13 protein-coding genes are annotated in these 17,531 nt (G+C 38.9%); 11 read left to right on the top strand and 2 right to left on the bottom strand.

The genetic code is table 11. The features are described 5' to 3' along the window. Positions 1–34 precede the first annotated feature (34 nt). The 3 genes from ESU54_RS13910 to ESU54_RS13900 all read left to right on the top strand — a co-directional run bounded on the left by ESU54_RS13910 (position 35) and on the right by ESU54_RS13900 (position 4,262). Complete coding sequence (locus ESU54_RS13910; RefSeq protein WP_111844780.1) at positions 35–931, top strand: ABC transporter ATP-binding protein; 897 nt, start codon at positions 35–37, stop codon at positions 929–931. A 5-nt stretch (positions 932–936) separates the two neighbouring features. Further along, complete coding sequence (locus ESU54_RS13905; protein ID WP_111844781.1) at positions 937–1,773, top strand: ABC transporter permease; 837 nt, start codon at positions 937–939, stop codon at positions 1,771–1,773. Positions 1,774–1,877: 104 nt separating this feature from the next. Then, positions 1,878–4,262 carry a T9SS type B sorting domain-containing protein gene (locus tag ESU54_RS13900; protein WP_111844782.1) on the top strand — a complete coding sequence of 795 codons (2,385 nt, stop codon included), beginning with the start codon at positions 1,878–1,880 and terminating at the stop codon, positions 4,260–4,262. Positions 4,263–4,332: 70 nt separating this feature from the next. On the opposite strand, the gene ESU54_RS13895 is transcribed toward ESU54_RS13900, so the two are convergent. Then, positions 4,333–6,225, bottom strand: coding sequence for a vWA domain-containing protein (locus tag ESU54_RS13895; RefSeq protein WP_111844783.1), 1,893 nt, complete (start codon positions 6,223–6,225; stop codon positions 4,333–4,335). A 623-nt stretch (positions 6,226–6,848) separates the two neighbouring features. On the opposite strand from ESU54_RS13895, the gene ESU54_RS13890 reads away from it, so the two are divergent. From ESU54_RS13890 to ESU54_RS13855, 8 genes are all read left to right on the top strand, one after another. After that, complete coding sequence (locus tag ESU54_RS13890) at positions 6,849–7,379, top strand: CIA30 family protein (RefSeq protein ID WP_235004589.1); 531 nt, start codon at positions 6,849–6,851, stop codon at positions 7,377–7,379. A gap of 65 nt (positions 7,380–7,444) precedes the next feature. Then, positions 7,445–8,530 (top strand): efflux RND transporter periplasmic adaptor subunit, encoded by a 1,086-nt coding sequence (locus tag ESU54_RS13885; RefSeq protein ID WP_111844784.1) that lies wholly within the window; start codon positions 7,445–7,447, stop codon positions 8,528–8,530. Then, on the top strand, positions 8,527–9,786 hold the full coding sequence (locus ESU54_RS13880) for an ABC transporter permease (RefSeq protein WP_111844785.1): 1,260 nt from the start codon (positions 8,527–8,529) through the stop codon (positions 9,784–9,786). The genes ESU54_RS13885 and ESU54_RS13880 overlap by 4 nt, the downstream gene beginning before the upstream one ends. Then, on the top strand, positions 9,787–10,470 hold the full coding sequence (locus ESU54_RS13875; RefSeq protein WP_111844786.1) for an ABC transporter ATP-binding protein: 684 nt from the start codon (positions 9,787–9,789) through the stop codon (positions 10,468–10,470). Between the two features lie 42 nt (positions 10,471–10,512). After that, positions 10,513–12,906, top strand: coding sequence for a phosphoenolpyruvate synthase (gene ppsA, locus ESU54_RS13870; RefSeq protein WP_111844829.1), 2,394 nt, complete (start codon positions 10,513–10,515; stop codon positions 12,904–12,906). A 179-nt stretch (positions 12,907–13,085) separates the two neighbouring features. Beyond that, positions 13,086–13,856, top strand: coding sequence for a LuxR C-terminal-related transcriptional regulator (locus ESU54_RS13865; RefSeq protein WP_111844787.1), 771 nt, complete (start codon positions 13,086–13,088; stop codon positions 13,854–13,856). 80 nt (positions 13,857–13,936) lie between these two features. Further along, positions 13,937–14,641 (top strand): porin family protein, encoded by a 705-nt coding sequence (locus tag ESU54_RS13860; protein WP_200830108.1) that lies wholly within the window; start codon positions 13,937–13,939, stop codon positions 14,639–14,641. 90 nt (positions 14,642–14,731) lie between these two features. Continuing rightward, positions 14,732–15,496, top strand: a complete 765-nt coding sequence (locus ESU54_RS13855) for a DUF4386 domain-containing protein (RefSeq protein ID WP_200830109.1) — start codon at positions 14,732–14,734, stop codon at positions 15,494–15,496. A 53-nt stretch (positions 15,497–15,549) separates the two neighbouring features. Here ESU54_RS13855 and ESU54_RS13850 read toward each other — a convergent pair whose 3' ends face one another. Beyond that, positions 15,550–17,427 (bottom strand): B12-binding domain-containing radical SAM protein, encoded by a 1,878-nt coding sequence (locus ESU54_RS13850; RefSeq protein WP_111844788.1) that lies wholly within the window; start codon positions 17,425–17,427, stop codon positions 15,550–15,552. Positions 17,428–17,531 lie beyond the last annotated feature (104 nt).

Here is a 17,531-nt window from a genome sequence, read left to right as displayed (position 1 = left end):
CGTCAAACATACAACAACTTCCAAAAACTATCCTGTGGAAAATATTCTCACAATAAATAATCTCACCAAGAAATATGGCGCGCTCACAGCTGTGAACAATCTTTCCTTTTCTATTGAAAAAGGCAACGTTTACGGCATTCTTGGCCCAAACGGCAGCGGGAAAAGCACCACTTTGGGTATTGTCCTGAATGTAGTGAACAAAACCAGCGGCGACTTTAAATGGTTTGACGGCAACATCGATACCCACAATGCTTTAAAGAAAGTGGGCGCCATTATTGAACACCCCAACTTTTACCCCTATATGACGGCGGTACAAAACCTGCAACTGGTTTGTAAAATAAAAGAGGTTTCCGAAGAAAAGATTACTGAAAAATTAAAGCTTGTTGGACTGTTAGACAGAAAAGATAGCAAGTTCAGTGCCTTTTCCTTGGGAATGAAACAGCGATTGGCAATCGCTTCGGCCTTACTGAATGATCCCGAAATATTGATTCTCGATGAACCTACTAACGGATTGGACCCACAAGGAATCCATCAGATTCGGGAAATAATCAGAACTATTGCTTCGCAGGGAACTACTATTCTTTTGGCTTCGCATTTGTTGGATGAAGTGGAAAAGGTTTGTACGCATGTAGTTATTCTTCGGAAAGGAGTCAGCCTCTATTCCGGCAGTGTGGACGGGATGAACGCCAGTCACGGTTTCTTGACGATGCAAAGCAACAATATGGAATTACTTCAAACTGCTTTGGAAGGGAATCCCGCCTTTGGCATCGTAAAACGTGAAGGCGAATTTTTAATCGCTTACCTCAACGCACCTATGGATGCTTCGGAAGTGAACAAACTTCTTTTTGAAAAAGGCATTAGCCTTTCACACCTTGTGAAACGCAAGGAAAGCCTTGAAGAACAATTTCTTGAACTAACCAAACAAAACTAAGCAGCATGCTACGATTGCTAAACATAGAACTACAAAAACTGCGCTATAACCGGTCGGCCAAGGTTATCTCCATTATATATTTTATACTCATTACTTTTATCGCCTTGATTGCTTCCATTGAATTCAATTTTGGTGATTTTCACTTCCGTGTGGCTGATCAAGGGATTTTTAACTTTCCGTATATCTGGCATTTCAATACGTATATGGCGGCCATCTTGAAATTATTTTTGGCCATCGTAATTGTTTCTATGATGAGCAATGAATATAGCTATAGAACCTTAAAACAAAATCTTATTGACGGACTTAGCAAAAAGGAATTTGTACTTTCAAAATTTCTCACGGTGCTTCTCTTTGCGGGAATTTCTACAGTATTTATCTTCTTGGTATCTCTTATTTTAGGCTTAAGTTTTTCTGATTATAATGAAATAAGTATCATTTTTAGTGATATGGAATACATTGGTGCTTATTTCATAAAACTGGTAGCCTTTTTCTCATTTTGTTTATTTCTTGGAGTTTTAGTGAAACGATCTGCTTTTGCCTTGGGCTTTTTAATTGTTTGGCAAATTGCTGAATGGCTGCTCTACGGCTTGATGAAATGGCAGTTTTTTAAGGATACAGACATTGCTGACAATGTTGCACAATTCTTCCCATTAAATGCAATGGCTAACCTTATAAAGGAACCGCTAAGCCGTTTGGGAGCAATACAGTCTGCCGCCAATCAATTGGGTGAAAATTTCACGAAAGATTATAACGTAAGCGCAGTCAATATTATAATTGTGCTTGTATGGACAACCCTTTTTATCTATTGGTCCTACGCCATCCTAAAGAAAAGAGACCTTTAAAAAACAATGCTTCCCGTTGATTTTTTGTCTATATTTAGCAAGCAATCAACCCCTTTGTTTTTTTGAAGCATTACCTTTTCATACTTTGCCTTTTATTTTCAACCGTGATCTTCTCACAGGACATTGCGCTGTATAAACAGTTTAACGGGCATTACGACTACACCGCTTTTGGAAATACGTTAAACGTTGAAGAAAACGGCCAAGGTGGTCAATGTTTTATTCTTACCAGCAGTAGTGCCGATTTTCAACTGCAACCAAACCAAGAAGTGGTTGCCGCTTATCTCTATTGGGCTGGTTCTGGCCCTGGGGATTTTAATGTTACTTTTAATCAAACTCCCATCACCGCGGAACGAACCTTTAATTTGCTCTTTACAAGTGGTGGCAATGAATATATTTACTTTTCAGCATTTGCCGATGTTACTGAGCAAATCCAAACCACGGGCAATGGCAATTACACGCTCTCCGATTTAGATCTTACCCTCATAATTCCAGCCTATTGCAGTCCGCCAGGCTCAGGCACCAACTTTGGCGGTTGGGCGGTGACGGTGATTTATGAAGACAATACGCTACCCAACAACCAAATAAATGTTTTTGACGGTCTGGAAAGTGTTTCGGCAAATAACCAAACCTTGAACATAACGCTAGACAACCTGATGGTGCTGGATACTCAAGGCGCTAAGATTGGTTTTCTGGCTTGGGAAGGGGATCGCGAGATTTCAATAAACGAAACCCTCCGAATCAATGGAAATATTCTTAGCAATCCACCACTTAACCCTGCGGACAATGCCTTTAATGGCACCAATAGTTTTACGGGCAGTGATGTGCTTTACAATATGGATATTGATGTGTATCCTATTTCAAATTATATAAATACAGGCGATACTTCGGCGACTATCCAACTAACAAGCGGACAGGATTTTGTAATGGTGAATAATATTATCACCGTCCTAAACACCGAATTGCCTGATGCAACCATTTCCATGGATAGTATTATTGGCGGGACGGAATGTGGCAATCGGGAGCTTACAGTAGATTATACCGTTTACAACCTAAACAGTACCGATTTTTTACCTGCGGGAACACCTATTGCTTTTTATGCAGACGAAACTTTGGTAGCACAAAGTGAAACCTTTGCTGTTATTCCTATTGACGGACAGGAAAGCGGAACTATTACGTTCACTATTCCCAACAATATTGAAGCCGATTTTATACTGAAAGCTGTAGTTGACGATACTGGTAATGGTACTGGAATAGTCGATGAAATAAACGAAGATAACAATGAAGATGAAGCACCATTCCATTTACTTCTAAACCCAGTAATTACAGGGATTCACAATCTGGAAACTTGTGATGTTGTTGGCGAAGAATATTTCGATCTTACCGAAGTCACTTCCCAAATAGATCCTATTTACACATTGAGTTTTCACTTTACGGAACCCGATGCGCAGAACAATTTAAACCCAATTCCAAACCCTGAAACCTTTCAAAATACTGAAAACCCACAAACTATTTACATCCGTGTTTCAAACCCTGACTGTTTTCTAATTGATAGTTTTACGGTGGAAGTACTCACCTGTCCTTTGCCTGATGCCTCTATAGAACTTCCTGAAATTTCTGCTTGTCGCGATAGGGTACTGCTATTACCATTTACAGTCTATAATTTAGAAGCCACCGCAGCTTTACCAGCCAATACCTCGATAGCGTTTTATGTTGATGGGGGGTTGTTGGCACTTTCACAAACGCAACAAGCCATTCCAATTGGCGGAAGTGAAAATGGTGAAGTAGAACTGATACTCCCCGATAGTTTACCAGATACTTTTACAATTATCGCTGTTGTAGATGATGACGGCAACGGCAACGGCTCTGTGGAAGAACTTCGGGAGGATAACAATAGTTTTACCCAAACCATTTCTTTTGAAAGCATCCCTCCTATTCCCAATTTGCCGAATCTTTTGGAATGCGACAAAGGTTTTCATACTGCTATTTTCGATTTAACTGTACAAGATGATTTAATAAGAACAGGGGCAGATGATGTGGTGCAGTATTTTACTACTATGCAAAATGCTTTGGAAAACACTAATCCTATTCCCAATCCAACTGATTATCAAAACGGTAACGACCCACAGACAATTTATTTGCGTTTGGAAAACGATATCTGTTTTGCCACCGCTTCTTTTTTATTGACTACGGAAAAATGTGCTCCTTTTATCCCTGATGGCTTTTCACCCAATAATGATGGCATCAATGATGAATTTGAAATAAGCAATCTCCTAAACATATACGAAAACTTTGAACTGAATATCTACTCACGCGATGGCAACCTAATACACACTGCCCACAACGCCGATGGCTTTTGGGATGGGGTAGCTACACAAGGCCTTCTCTTTACAGGAAGCACAGTGCCAGTGGGTATATATTATTACGTTTTGGTTTTAAACGACCCCAAATATCCCGAGGCTTTTATCGGCTGGGTTTATGTAAATTACTAAAAAAGAAAGAGCGCTTTCGCGCTCTTTCCATCAAAAAAACCAAACCACCTCACAAAACTATAGTTCAGAATTACTTACTGCTTTTTACCAAGCGGATAAACTCGGCGCGGTAGCCGTCTTTATCCTTTCCTTTACCTGCTTCGGCCAGGGCTATTACGTCTTCTTTCTTTTTGGTGTTAATAAATTCAGAATTGCGTAGCTGCATTCCGAAGAGGGCAACTGCTGCTGAAAACTTCAAGTCTTCTGAAGCGCTTTCCATAGAGCTGTTATCGTCTTTCACTGTTTTTACAATCAACTTGCTCACGTCGCCATCGGGTTCTTTGTAGCGGAATTTTACGGTAAGCATTTCATCAGTATAGTTCTGATTGGTTTGCTTGGTGTATTTCAAGTTGTCTATATCCTTCAAATACTTGCTCTTTATTCCAACGGGAATTATTTCATACAAAGCGGTAACTGTGTGGCCGCTGCCCAATTCGCCTGCATCTTTGGTGTCGTCTTTAAAATCTTCATCGTTTAGCAAACGGTTTTCGTAACCAATTAAACGGTAGGCCTGTACTTTGGCAGGGTTGAATTCCACTTGAATTTTTACATCTTTAGCGATGGTGTAAAGCGTTCCGAAGAACTCTGTGCCCAATACTTTCTGTGCTTCCTGCATAGTGTCAATATAGGAATGGTTTCCGTTGCCTTTGTCGGCTAGGGTTTCCATTTTGCTGTCTTTATAGTTACCCATTCCAAAACCTAAACAGGTTAGGAATACACCGCTTTTGCGTTTTTCCTCAATTAAGTCTTCCATAGAACGGTCGCTGGATGCCCCCACGTTGAAGTCGCCATCGGTGGCTAGGATTATGCGGTTGTTGCCACCTTTATTAAAGTTTTCTTCCGCGACTTTATAAGCAAGCTGAATACCGGCACCCCCGGCAGTAGAACCTCCTGCACTGAGGTTTTCTATTGCATTGCGGATTAGTTGTTTTTCTGCGCCTGAAGTTGGAGGAAGCACCAAGCCAGCAGCACCTGCATAAACCACAATGGAAACTTTGTCTTTTTCTCTTAGCTTATCAACCAATACATTTAGCGCTGCTTTCAGTAAATGCAATTTGTTTGGGCTTTCCATAGAGCCAGAAACATCCAATAAGAATACTAGGTTTGAAGGCGGCACATTGTCCATAGAAATATCCTTTCCTTTTAAACCAATTCGCACCAACTTGGCATCTTGATTCCAAGGTGAGTTTACTACATCTGCAGTAATTGAGAATGGATCCTTGCCTGTGGGTTCTAGGTAGTTATAGGCAAAATAGTTCACCATTTCTTCAATCTTCACGGCATCCTGCGGCACTTCCTGTCCGTTGTTGAGCATTCGACGGATGTTGCTGTAGCCTGCTTTGTCTACATCTATAGAGAAGGTAGAAAGTGGCGCGGTAGAAACGCTTTTAAAAATGTTTTCTTCTATACGGCCGTAGGATTCATTGTCGGATACTGGGTTTGAAAAATTGGAAGCAGTGCCCCGCATAACCACAGATGGTGCTGCTCCTACATTACCATTTGTAACTTGAACACCCGCGGCTTTTCCTTGTAGCTTTCTATCGAAGGATTCGCTATTAATTGTGGTCACCGAATAACTCATAGATTTTTTCTCTCTAGTTGCTCCATATCCCGTAACAACGACTTCATCCAAAGCAGAACCTGGATTTAAACTAATATTTATTTCCCCCGACTTTCTAACCTTAACTTCTTTAGTGTCGAAACCAACATAGGAGAAAACCAATTTCTGTCCTATTTGAGTTTCAATACTATACTTGCCATCAAAATCCGTTTGGGTGCCTTTACTTGTTTTTTTAATAATAACATTTACTCCAGGCAACGGAAGCCCAGTGTCATCAGATACTATACCTGTAATGGTTACTGTTTGTGCGTGAAGCTGAAAGCTCAGCAACGCAACTGCTAAAAGAGTGAAAAGTGTTTTCATAATATGTGGTTTTAGTGTTAAACTTGAAGTAAAACTACCGTACAAAACAGGACTGTAAAATAAGGAATGAGGGAACGGAAGGTTTGGATGAGGGAAAGGCTGTAAATGCTTTTTTTGAATAATTATAGTATAAACAATAAGCGTTAAAGTTCCACTTAATATTTCTTAGTCGTTTTTTATTAATTGTCTGATCGAGCCCAGGCCAAATCTCATTCTCTGGTCACTCACAGCTCTTCGTTAATCGCTACAAAAAGAAGTATTTTATTTTGTAGGAAAAAATGACTTTTTTCTTACATTTTAATGACTTTGCTATGGAGTATCCACGAATTGTTTTTAGGACAAGACAAAACGTTTATATAATTTTTAATTGATTGTAAACACTGGCATTGAGCATTAAATCAAAGCCCTTGTTATTGCTGTTAACTCCAAAAATTTCCTTATATTTATAGATAGGAACTTGATTTAGAAAGAACAAGTTACTGTTCATGTAATTACACTTCAAAAGGCCCAGTACATCGCTTGAAAATGAGATCAAGACCTCATAAACTGAAAAGGTTTAGTTCTAAAATAGCGGGCTTCTGAATTAGCTAAGATTATTGTAAATGATTTAAAAACGAGTTATAATGAAATTCTTTATTTGTATGATAATTTTATTTTCTTCTATGGCCTCAAAAGTAATTTTTGATTTTAACAAAGAATCAGACATTCAAGACTGGGTAATTTTAGATGATGTTGTGATGGGTGGAAGGTCATCAAGCACATTTGAATTAAATCCCGATGGTTTTGGTGTTTTCCAAGGCAATGTATCCATGGAAAACAATGGAGGTTTTTCTTCTGTGCGTTATCGATTTCAAAGAATACAAGTAAAGGAATGCACTAAGGTTGTTTTAAGACTTAGAGGTGATGGTAAGGAATATCAATTTAGGATAAAATCCAGTTCAGGAGATTATTATTCATACATAGCACCCTTTAAAAGCTCGGGAGAATGGCAAGAAATAGAAATTGATTTAAAAGATATGTATCCTTCTTTTAGGGGAAGAAGGCTTGATCAACCAAATTTTTCTGAAGATTATATTGAAGAGATCGCCTTTTTAATAGGAAACAAAAAAAATGAGAAGTTCAAACTTTTGATAGGTAAAATAGAATTAAGATAAAACTCCAACAATTAAAAACGAATTGCTCCCAAGAATAAACCCTTTAAAAAACAAACCCTAGCCTAATGAATTACAAACTGCTTTTTCTACTTTCAGTATTTATTTACTTAACGCTATCCTGCACTAACAAAAGAGAGTCCATTACACCTGAAGTTAAAAGCATTACTGAAAGCGTTTACGCCTCGGGGTTTATAAAAAGCAATAAGCAGTACGAAGTGTACAGTAGGTTTAGTGGCATAATCAAAACAATATTTGTCACAGAAGGGATGCAGGTAAAAAAGGGCGACCCGATTTTTCAATTGGATAATAAAGATTTAAAAATAGCTACTGAAAATGCGCGGCTTGCCTCAGCTACTGCCGACTATAAATTAAATGCCGACAAATTACAGGATGCAGGAAAAGCCATTGATATGGCAACTAAAAAACGCATAAATGATTCCCTGTTATACTATAGGCAAAAAAATCTATGGAGCAATAACATAGGAAGCAAGGTAGAACTTGAACAAAGGGAATTAAGTTTTGAAAACGCTAAAGTAGATTTAGCTAGTGCCAGTACTAATTATCAGGACTTAAAACGTCAGTTAAAACTGCTGTCAGACCAAAGTAAGAACAATTTAGAAATCGCAAAGCTAATGGAAGATGATTTCATTATAAGAAGCGAGGTAGATGGTGTGGTTTACAAAATTAACAAAGAGGAAGGCGAGTTAACAAATGGCCTAGAACCCGAAGCTGTAATTGGTACAGATGAGTTTATTATAGAATTGAGCATTGACGAGCTTGATATCGTAAAAGTAAAGAAAGGCCAGCAAGTACTTATTAGGATGGACAGTTATAAAAATCAGGTGTTTGAAGCTGAAATTATCACTATTGATCCAATGATGAACATAAGAACGCGTTCCTTTCAGGCTGAAGCAATCTTTACTAAAAAACCTGGCGCTCTTTTTCCAAATCTTACGGCAGAGGCTAATATTTTGATCAACACAAAAGAAGATGCCCTAACCATTCCGAGAAATTATTTAATCAACGATACCTATGTTATGCTAGAAGGAGGTACGCTCCAAAAAGTAGAGACAGGCTTAATGGATTATGATCTAGTTGAAATAAAAAGTGGGATAAATAAGACCACTATAATAGAACTGCCGGAAGAATGAAGGTAAAACATATTACAGAAATTGCTATTGCCCTTATGCTTGCTCGTTGGAAACAAACCCTTGTTGCTGCCATTGGTGTAACGTTTAGCATTGCCTTTTTTATATCCCTGCTCGGTTTTATGGAAGGTTTAAATGAGTTGCTAGATGGCATGGTTTTAAACCGAACCCCGCACGTAAGACTGTACAACGATATTCTACCCTCCAAGTTGCAGCCTATTGATTTGAGCAAAGAATACAAGAATCACCATAATTTTATTAGCTCTGTAAAGCCGACCAATACCCGAAAAGAAATTTACAATGCACAACAGATTATCAACCAACTAAACAAAGACGAACGTGTTATAGGTGTAGCTCCTAAAATTACCGCCCAAGTTTTTTATAACCTTGGAAATATTGACCTCAACGGAATTATAAATGGTGTAGATACGGAAAAAGAGGCTAAGCTTTTTTCCTTTAGTGATTATGTAATTGATGGGGATTACAAAGAACTCAAAATCATTCCAAATAGCATAATTCTTGGAAAAGGGGCAGCTGACATAATGATGGCCAAAATTGGCGACATAATAACCGTGACTTCCACCGAGGGGGAGCAGTTTTCCTTAAAAGTTATCGGTTTTTTTCAGTCGGGCATTGCTGATATAGATAAGGTGCAAAGCTATGCCAGCTTATCAACCACACAGAAAATTCTTGGCGAGAACAGCAATTATATAAGCGATATTCAAATAAAATTAAAAGACATAGACCAAGCTCCTGCCCTAGCCCGTGAATACGGAAACTTTTTTAAGATTGATGCAGAAGATATACAAACTGCCAATGCACAGTTTGAAACAGGAAGCAGTGTGCGTTCTATAATTTCATATGCTGTGGGTATTACTTTATTGATAGTATCGGGGTTCGGAATCTATAACATCCTCAATATGCTGATTTATGAAAAAATGGATACCATTGCCATTTTAAAAGCTACAGGCTTTGCGGGTGCCGATGTAAAGAAAATATTTATCACCATTTCAATGAGTATTGGTATTGCAGGAGCTTTGGCGGGTTTACTTTTCGGATTTTTACTTTCATTAATCATTGACGCCATTCCTTTCCATACGTCTTCCTTGCCAACGGTAACCACCTACCCCATAAATTATGGAATTCAATATTATTCAATTGCAGCAATATTTGCCTTGGCAACAACCTACTTGGCAGGATGGCTACCGGCAAGAAAGGCTAGTAAGGTTGATCCCGTACTCATAATTAGAGGTAAGTAGATGGAAAATAATATAGTATTAGAGGCGCGTTCAATTTGCAAATCATTCCATGACCCAGTTAAGATTGATGTTCTAAAAGATGTCTCTTTTAAACTTTCACGGGGGGAATATGCTTCTATAATTGGCAGATCTGGAAGTGGAAAATCTACCTTGCTCTATATCCTTTCAACGATGGATACAGACTACACGGGAGAGCTCTTTATAGATAACGTTAGTATTCGCAACAAATCAGAAAAGGAACTAGCTGCCATTCGCAATGAAAAGATTGGGTTTGTTTTTCAATTTCATTATTTGTTAAATGAATTTACGGCATTAAAGAATGTAATGCTCCCCGGGTTTAAACTGAATAAGTTAAGCGAAGCCGAATTAGAACACAATGCCTATGAATTCTTAAAAGATCTAGGCATCGAAAAATTGGCGCACAAAATGGCGTATCAATTATCAGGTGGCGAAAAGCAGCGGGTCGCTATTGCACGGGCCATGATTAACGATCCGCTAATAATAATGTGTGATGAACCAACTGGAAACCTGGATAGCAAGAATGCCGATATTGTCTTCAATATTTTTAAAGAACTCACTGAGACTTTTAACAAAACACTATTGGTAGTAACCCACGATCTAGATTTTGCCCATAAAACGGAGCGAATTATAGAACTGGATGATGGGAGGATTGTAGGCGATTGAAAGATTGTTGATTGTTGATTGTTGATTAAAAAAACAGAAATAATGAAGGAACTAATAAAACATTTTTCGGAGGTAAGTATAAAGGATATTCCAACTGTAGGTGGCAAAAACGCCTCTCTTGGGGAAATGTATCGAGCACTTTTATCAAAAGGGGTGGCGGTGCCTGAAGGTTTTGCAGTTACCGCGGAAGCCTATTGGCTGTTTTTAAATGAAAATAATTTTGTTCCTCAATTAACCGAATTGCTTTCAAAGTTAGATACCACCACCTTCAATAATCTGTCTGAAATCGGACTCCAAGTTAGAAGCTTGATACTCTCAGGTCACTTCCCTGAAATACTTAAAGAAAATATCATTGAAGCGTATTCCAAATTGCAATTAGCTGTTGGCTCAGAAAAAACATTTGCCGTTCGAAGCAGCGCTACTGCCGAAGATCTTCCAAATGCAAGCTTTGCAGGGCAGCAGGAAACCTATTTGAATGTTAAAGGACCAGAAAACCTTATAAAGGCCTGTCAACGTTGTTACGCCTCCTTGTTTACCGATAGAGCAATAAAATACAGGCTCGACAACGGCTTTGACCATATGAAGGTGGCACTATCTATTGGAGTTCAAGCGATGATCCGGTCAGATATTGCCAGTTCGGGTGTCATGTTTACGATGGACCCTGATTCAGGTTTTGAAAATGTAGTACTCGTTTCTGGCGCCTGGGGATTGGGTGAGAATGTGGTACAAGGATCTGTGAATACAGATGAGTTTCTGGTTTTTAAGCCCTTGCTGGAAAAGGTTTCACAGCCTATCATTGCCCGTAAGTTGGGAAGTAAAATAAAAACAATGGTGTATTCTTCTGTTCATGCAAATGAAATTTTAAAGCCAGAAGAGGCCATTGTAAATCTGGATACAACGGCTGAAAAAAGAGACCAATATGTATTGTCTGATAAAGAGGTGGTTCAGCTTGCAAAATGGGCTTGTATTATTCAGCAGCACTACAAATGCCATATGGATATAGAATGGGCAAAAGATGGAGAAGACGGAAAAATGTACATAGTACAAGCACGTCCAGAAACTGTTCACAGCAATAAAAAACAAAATCTATTCAAGCAATACACCCTACTTGAAAAAGGAAAGACGCTCTGTAGTGGTGCAGGCTTAGGAAATAAGATTGTTTCAGGAAAAGCAAGAATACTAAGTTCTCCATCTGAAATATCAAAATTAAATAAGGGAGATATTTTGGTGACGGAGCGCACAGACCCAGATTGGGATCCTGTTTTAAAAAAAGTAGCCGCTATCATTACAGACCAAGGCGGAAGAACATCACACGCCGCCATTGTTGCCCGTGAATTAGGAGCCAGTGCCGTAGTTGGAACAGGGGATGGAACAAAGAATATAGCGGATGGACAACAAATAACCGTTTCTACGGCAAACGGAAATATGGGGGTTGTGTACGATGGGGTATTAAAATGGGACGAAAAAGTAATAGATATTTCCAATGTGCCAAAAATAAAGACAAAAGCGATGCTTATACTGGCGCATCCCGATGAGGCTTTTGGCTTTTCTCTTTTGCCAAACGATGGCGTGGGTTTAATGCGTATGGAGTTTATTATTAGCAATACCATTGGCATTCACCCTATGGCATTAAAGCATTTTGATAAAGTGAAGGATTTGGTTGCAAAAGAAAAAATTGAAGCAACTACGCGCCTGTATAAAAGCAAGGAAGCATATTTTATTCAGACACTGGCTGAGGCAACAGCAAAAATGGCAGCCGCTTTTTATCCCAAAGATGTAATTGTGCGGATGAGTGATTTCAAATCGAATGAATATGCAAATCTCATTGGAGGAAAGCAATTTGAGCCTAGTGAAGAAAACCCCATGATTGGTTTTAGAGGTGCTTCCCGTTATTATCATCCTTTATACAAAGACGCCTTTGAGATGGAATGCAAAGCGATGAAAATGGTACGTGATGAAATGGGCCTGACCAATGTAAAACTGATGATCCCTTTTTGCAGAACAATTTCTGAAGCCGAAAAGGTAATTGAAGTAATGCGCGCATGTGGATTAAAACGCCATGAAAACGGCTTGGAATTGTATGTAATGATAGAAATACCAAGCAATGCGTTGCTTGCCGAAGAATTCGCAAAACACTTTGATGGCTTCTCTATAGGCTCCAACGACCTTACCCAACTTACACTTGGGGCAGACAGAGATTCTGAATTATTGAGTGAAATATTCAATCCATTTGATCCCGCTGTAATGCAGTTAATAGAAATGACCTTGAAAAAAGCGCAGAAAACAAAAACACATACCGGTCTTTGCGGGCAGGCACCGAGCGACTATCCTGAATATGCTCAGTTTTTGGTTAAGAATGGAATTAATAGCATTTCCTTTAATCCTGATGCCTTAATAAAAGGAATTGAAAATATTGCAGTAGCTGAGGGAGAATAGAATTCTGGTTGTTGGATTGTTAAATTCGGAATTTACAAGAATATTCTATTCGGTTTGTATTTGTTAAATTAATAGTTCAAACCACGCAACTACTCATAGGCGAGCCCTTTACCTACAAGACATTTTGTGTATTACAAACTTTGAAATGATGATCTTTTAACGAATAAATATTCAGTCCAATGACAGAGCAAGACAGTATCAATGAAATCTTTTTCAAATTTTTATTGCAATATAATTTTAATGAAAAAGATTTAGATTATTCTATACTAGATAAACATAAAGTTGCATTACAAGCATTATCCACTATTTCTAATTCAGGAATAAATGTTTTCGATATATACAAACGACAAGTCGTTTTCTACTCTTCAAACTTCGGAACATTATTGGGTTATATTCAATCAGATTATGAAAAGCTAGGGCAACAATTTTTTGCTGACAAAATTCATCCTGAGGATAAATTAAAATTAAGTCTACAAGGCATTTCCACATTAAAAATACTCAACTCTTTGTCGAGTGATGAAAAACTAAATCATAAAGAGATCAAAGAATATAGAATGTTAAATGCCCAAAATAAATATGTACGCCTCATTGAGCAGTATCAAATAATAGAATTGGATAAGAAAGGCCAAACCTGGCTGTTGATGGGCGTAACTGATATTTCACCGAATCAAGAAGAGTTTAATGGGATTAAAGTCCAATTACTAAATTTCAGAACAGGGCAAATCATTTCTTTAGAGCCCTCCCCCACAGCCCAGATTGAATTAACGAAAAGAGAAAGGGAAGTATTGAAATTGGTTAAGGATGGTTTTTTAAGTAAAGAAATATCTAATATGCTTTCAATAAGTTTACATACCGTAAATACACACCGGCAAAGGTTTCTAGAAAAACTGGGAGCCAATAATTCATTAGAAGCAGTAATGTTTGCTTCAAGATTTGGACTGTTAGAATAAAGTTACTGATAAATCAGTATTGTAAGGCCTTTTCCACTCATATACTTTTGTTCCAGTTAATTAAAACTAAAACAAATAACATGAAAAAAAAGGTAAGTATAGGACTCATACTAGGTATGATTTTCCTACAAACAAACACATTTAGCCAAACAAATGAATTCAGCCCAGAGAAGGGTAAAAATGACACAGAAACTGCTAAAACCTATTTAAGCCCTTTGCTGAATATGGTCAACACAGACCTCAATTACGGAAAGTCAAACAATACCTTAACGGACAGTAAGAAATCAGAGCAAGGTTTACAAATCGGGGCAACATTTCAAGCTGGCATTACCCCTAATTTCTCTCTTGTTTCCGAATTGTATTTTATTACGAAGGGAGGAAAGTTAAAAGAAAACATATCAGCCGGTATCCCCAAAAGCAGCCTCCGTTTATATACAATAGAATCTCCTTTGCTGGCCCGTTTTAATATCGGCAGGTTTTATTTAAATGCAGGGCCTTCTATTGCATACAATGTTTCCGGAACCTATAAAACTGAAGGCATATCAAAAAACCTTTCATTTAACAACTCAACTGAAGACTTTAAACGCTGGGATGCAGGTATTCAGGCGGGTGCAGGCTACCGATTTAAAATAAAGCAAAAACCAGTTGCCTTAGATATTAGGTATGCCTATGGGCTAACAAACATTTCAAATACCAATGAAATGTATAATAGGTATCTAAATATAGGTTTATACTTCACCACGCAATGGAAAAAAAATCCACTAGGAAAAAAAAGAAGTTCATAAATCATAGGCATCTGTCTAATGGAGATATTACAGACTACTAACATAACAAATTTTACACCCCGCAACATATACTTCTTCAATACTAAGGAAATGATAAAAATAAATTCAAATAGAAAAAACACAAGCGTCACTGCTGTATCAACAGAACGGGCACCGATGAGTTCAATGCGGAAGCACGCCCTGGCAGCTGGCGTGCTCTACTTACTAACCTTTGTTTCCATTCCTACGCTCGCTCTTTACAGTTCGGTACACCAACCGAACTACATCATAGGCACTGGCCCGGACAGTTCGGTAATCATTGGCGGTATTCTCGAGATCATAATGGCCCTTGCATGTATTGGTACTGCAGTTGCACTATACCCTGTGCTTAAGAAGCAAAACGAAGGGGTAGCGCTGGGGTTGGTCGGCTCCCGGGTACTTGAAGCCGGCACCATCTTCGCTGGCGTCATGTTCCTTCTTACGGTTGTGACCATGCGGCAGAATGCAGCTGGTGCAGATGCATTAGTTATTAGCAGAACATTAGTCACCATGTACGACCGGATGTTTCTTATTGGACAGAGCTTTTTGCCAGCCGTGAACGACATCCTGCTTGGATTCCTCCTATACCAGTCGCGGCTGGTGCCTCGGAGTCTTTCTCTGATTGGGCTGATTGGCGGCCCTGTGCTCCTGACAGGCGATATTTTTGTGCTGTCCGGCCTTATGGGCCAACATGACTCCTTAACCGGACTGTTCGCAGTTCCTGTTGCGGTATTTGAGTTTTCTCTGGGCATCTACCTCATCGTTAAAGGCTTCAAATTAAAAGCAACAGAGAATGAATACACTTCAGATGAAATAATTCAATTTGGACGTGATTAGAAAAGCGGGATTGTAGTTTAAGAGTTAAGAGCAAAAAACAAGAAATTTTAAGTCTAAAGCGTAGAACCCACTGCCTCCAATAAAAAACTTTCGATCAAATCCGCAGGATGTGCTGAAGCAGTCACCGGAAATTCGAACCAATTTTGTAATGGTTCTGCGAAACCAGTTCCATTCAAATAATTGTGCAATGCCAGGTTTAATCCCTTGGTATATTTTGGATGATCGGCACCTTGCGGATCTTCATGCCATAAATCGTTTTGGGCAAAACCTTCAAATTCAGGTCCCGTTACAATGATTCCGAAATCCTCAGGGTTTTTGCCAATGGGACTGTGAACCGTAGTGGTAAATAGGTGCCAAAATGCCGACTGAATACAATTCCGTTCAAACAACTGCCGAACCACCTCTAGGGAATCGATGGTTTCTTGTTCCGTTTCGGTGGGAAAGCCATACATAAGATAGGCATGGACCATGATATTGTTTTCAGAAAAATTATGGGTAACACGCGTTACTTGGGCTATATCAACCCCTTTTTTCATTTTGGCCAATAATCTGTCGGAAGCAACTTCCAAGCCGCCAGTTACGGCGATACACCCTGATTTCGCCATTAATTCGCAGAGTTCAAAGCTGAAAGTCTTTTCGAAGCGAATGTTAGTCCACCAGGTGATTTTTACATTTCGCTCTATTAAGGCAAGGGATAATGCCCGAAGCATTTTAGGCGGCGCGGCTTCATCTACAAAATGAAAGCCGGTGATGCCTGTATCAGAAACTATTTTTTCAATTTTATCTACTAAATCTTCTGCGGTAGTGTTTTGGTAATTCCCTATATAATCCAAGCTCACATCGCAAAAGGAACACTGTTTCCAATAACAGCCGTGCGAGATGGTCATTTTATTCCATCGGGCATCGGTCCACATACGGTGCATGGGGTTTACCACATCCAAAAAGGACACATATTTATGAAAAGGCAGACCAGAATAATCGGGTGCGGGTAAGTTTCTATGATGGTAAATGGTGTTTGGAATTTTATTCTTATACACAACTTGTGTATTTTCCAACACATAAGTGCGTTCCAATTCATCAACTCCAACCTTACCTTCTAGATAGTTAACTATTTTTAATAATGGCCCTTCCCCATCGTCCAGGGAAATAAAGTCCACAAACTCAAATATCCGTGAATCGGTAAGCGAACGCAGTTCGGTATTGCAATAACCACCCCCAAAAGCAACGTGTATGTCTGGAAAAAACTGTTTGGTAAACTGGGCACAGCGCAGGGCTGCAAACAGATTTCCGGGAAAAGGAATGGTAAAGCAAACCAAAAGTGGCTGCTCTTCTTTAATCTTTTCTATTAAAATATCCAGCATCTTCTCTTCAATGAGGGTTGGCTGAAAGCTTAAAAACTCATCTATCTCATTAAAGCTACTTGCCGAGGTGCCAATTTGCTCGGCATATTTAGTAAAGGCAAAAAACTCATCTACATTGGCGTGGATAAAATCGCCTATCTCTTCAATAAACAGGGTTCCGTAGTGTTTTGCCTTATCGATGATGCCAATGTCTCCAGCGGCCCATTTAATATCGGTATTTACCTTAGACAGTCGATGTCCTACCGGTAAAAAATTAGGCTCCAAGATTTTATGTGCGGTTGCTAGATCCTGCTTTTGAAGAAAGCCAATAACTACATCTACCCGAGCAATGTACAGGGTTTTCATTTTACGAACTTCCGGATAATCGTAATGCTTTAAGTCCTGTGCTTCTTGAAACACAGCCCGAAGAAAATCGCCCGTAAAAATGGCAGTAAAAAGCTCAATGCTTAAATCGCATTGCTGCACTGCTATATCATGACCTTCCATAAAACCTTTTAAATACGCCGAAGCCGGATAGGCAGTATTTAACTGCGTAAACGGGGGCGTTATAAAAAGAATTTTGGATTGCATGCTGCAAAGGTAGGGTTCTTTGAAATATGGTGGTTGAATTGGTATTTCTTTTTAAAACTCACCCATTCACAAATTCACTAATTCATTAATTCACCAAGTCGCTT

Source organism: Aequorivita antarctica, from assembly GCF_007997155.1.
GTDB classification, from domain to species: Bacteria; Bacteroidota; Bacteroidia; order Flavobacteriales; family Flavobacteriaceae; genus Aequorivita; species Aequorivita antarctica.
The sequence above is the reverse complement of the archived record's forward strand: the minus strand, read 5'-3'. Positions and strand labels throughout refer to the sequence as shown.

Coding starts and splice junctions, on each gene's coding strand:
- ESU54_RS13890 (WP_235004589.1), top strand. CDS start 6,849: ATGAAATTCTTTATTTGTATGATAATTTTATTTTCTTCTATGGCCTCA.
- ESU54_RS13860 (WP_200830108.1), top strand. CDS start 13,937: ATGAAAAAAAAGGTAAGTATAGGACTCATACTAGGTATGATTTTCCTA.
- ESU54_RS13895 (WP_111844783.1), bottom strand. CDS start 6,225: ATGAAAACACTTTTCACTCTTTTAGCAGTTGCGTTGCTGAGCTTTCAG.
- ESU54_RS13880 (WP_111844785.1), top strand. CDS start 8,527: ATGAAGGTAAAACATATTACAGAAATTGCTATTGCCCTTATGCTTGCT.
- ppsA (WP_111844829.1), top strand. CDS start 10,513: ATGAAGGAACTAATAAAACATTTTTCGGAGGTAAGTATAAAGGATATT.
- ESU54_RS13850 (WP_111844788.1), bottom strand. CDS start 17,427: ATGCAATCCAAAATTCTTTTTATAACGCCCCCGTTTACGCAGTTAAAT.
- ESU54_RS13885 (WP_111844784.1), top strand. CDS start 7,445: ATGAATTACAAACTGCTTTTTCTACTTTCAGTATTTATTTACTTAACG.
- ESU54_RS13865 (WP_111844787.1), top strand. CDS start 13,086: ATGACAGAGCAAGACAGTATCAATGAAATCTTTTTCAAATTTTTATTG.
- ESU54_RS13905 (WP_111844781.1), top strand. CDS start 937: ATGCTACGATTGCTAAACATAGAACTACAAAAACTGCGCTATAACCGG.
- ESU54_RS13855 (WP_200830109.1), top strand. CDS start 14,732: ATGATAAAAATAAATTCAAATAGAAAAAACACAAGCGTCACTGCTGTA.
- ESU54_RS13875 (WP_111844786.1), top strand. CDS start 9,787: ATGGAAAATAATATAGTATTAGAGGCGCGTTCAATTTGCAAATCATTC.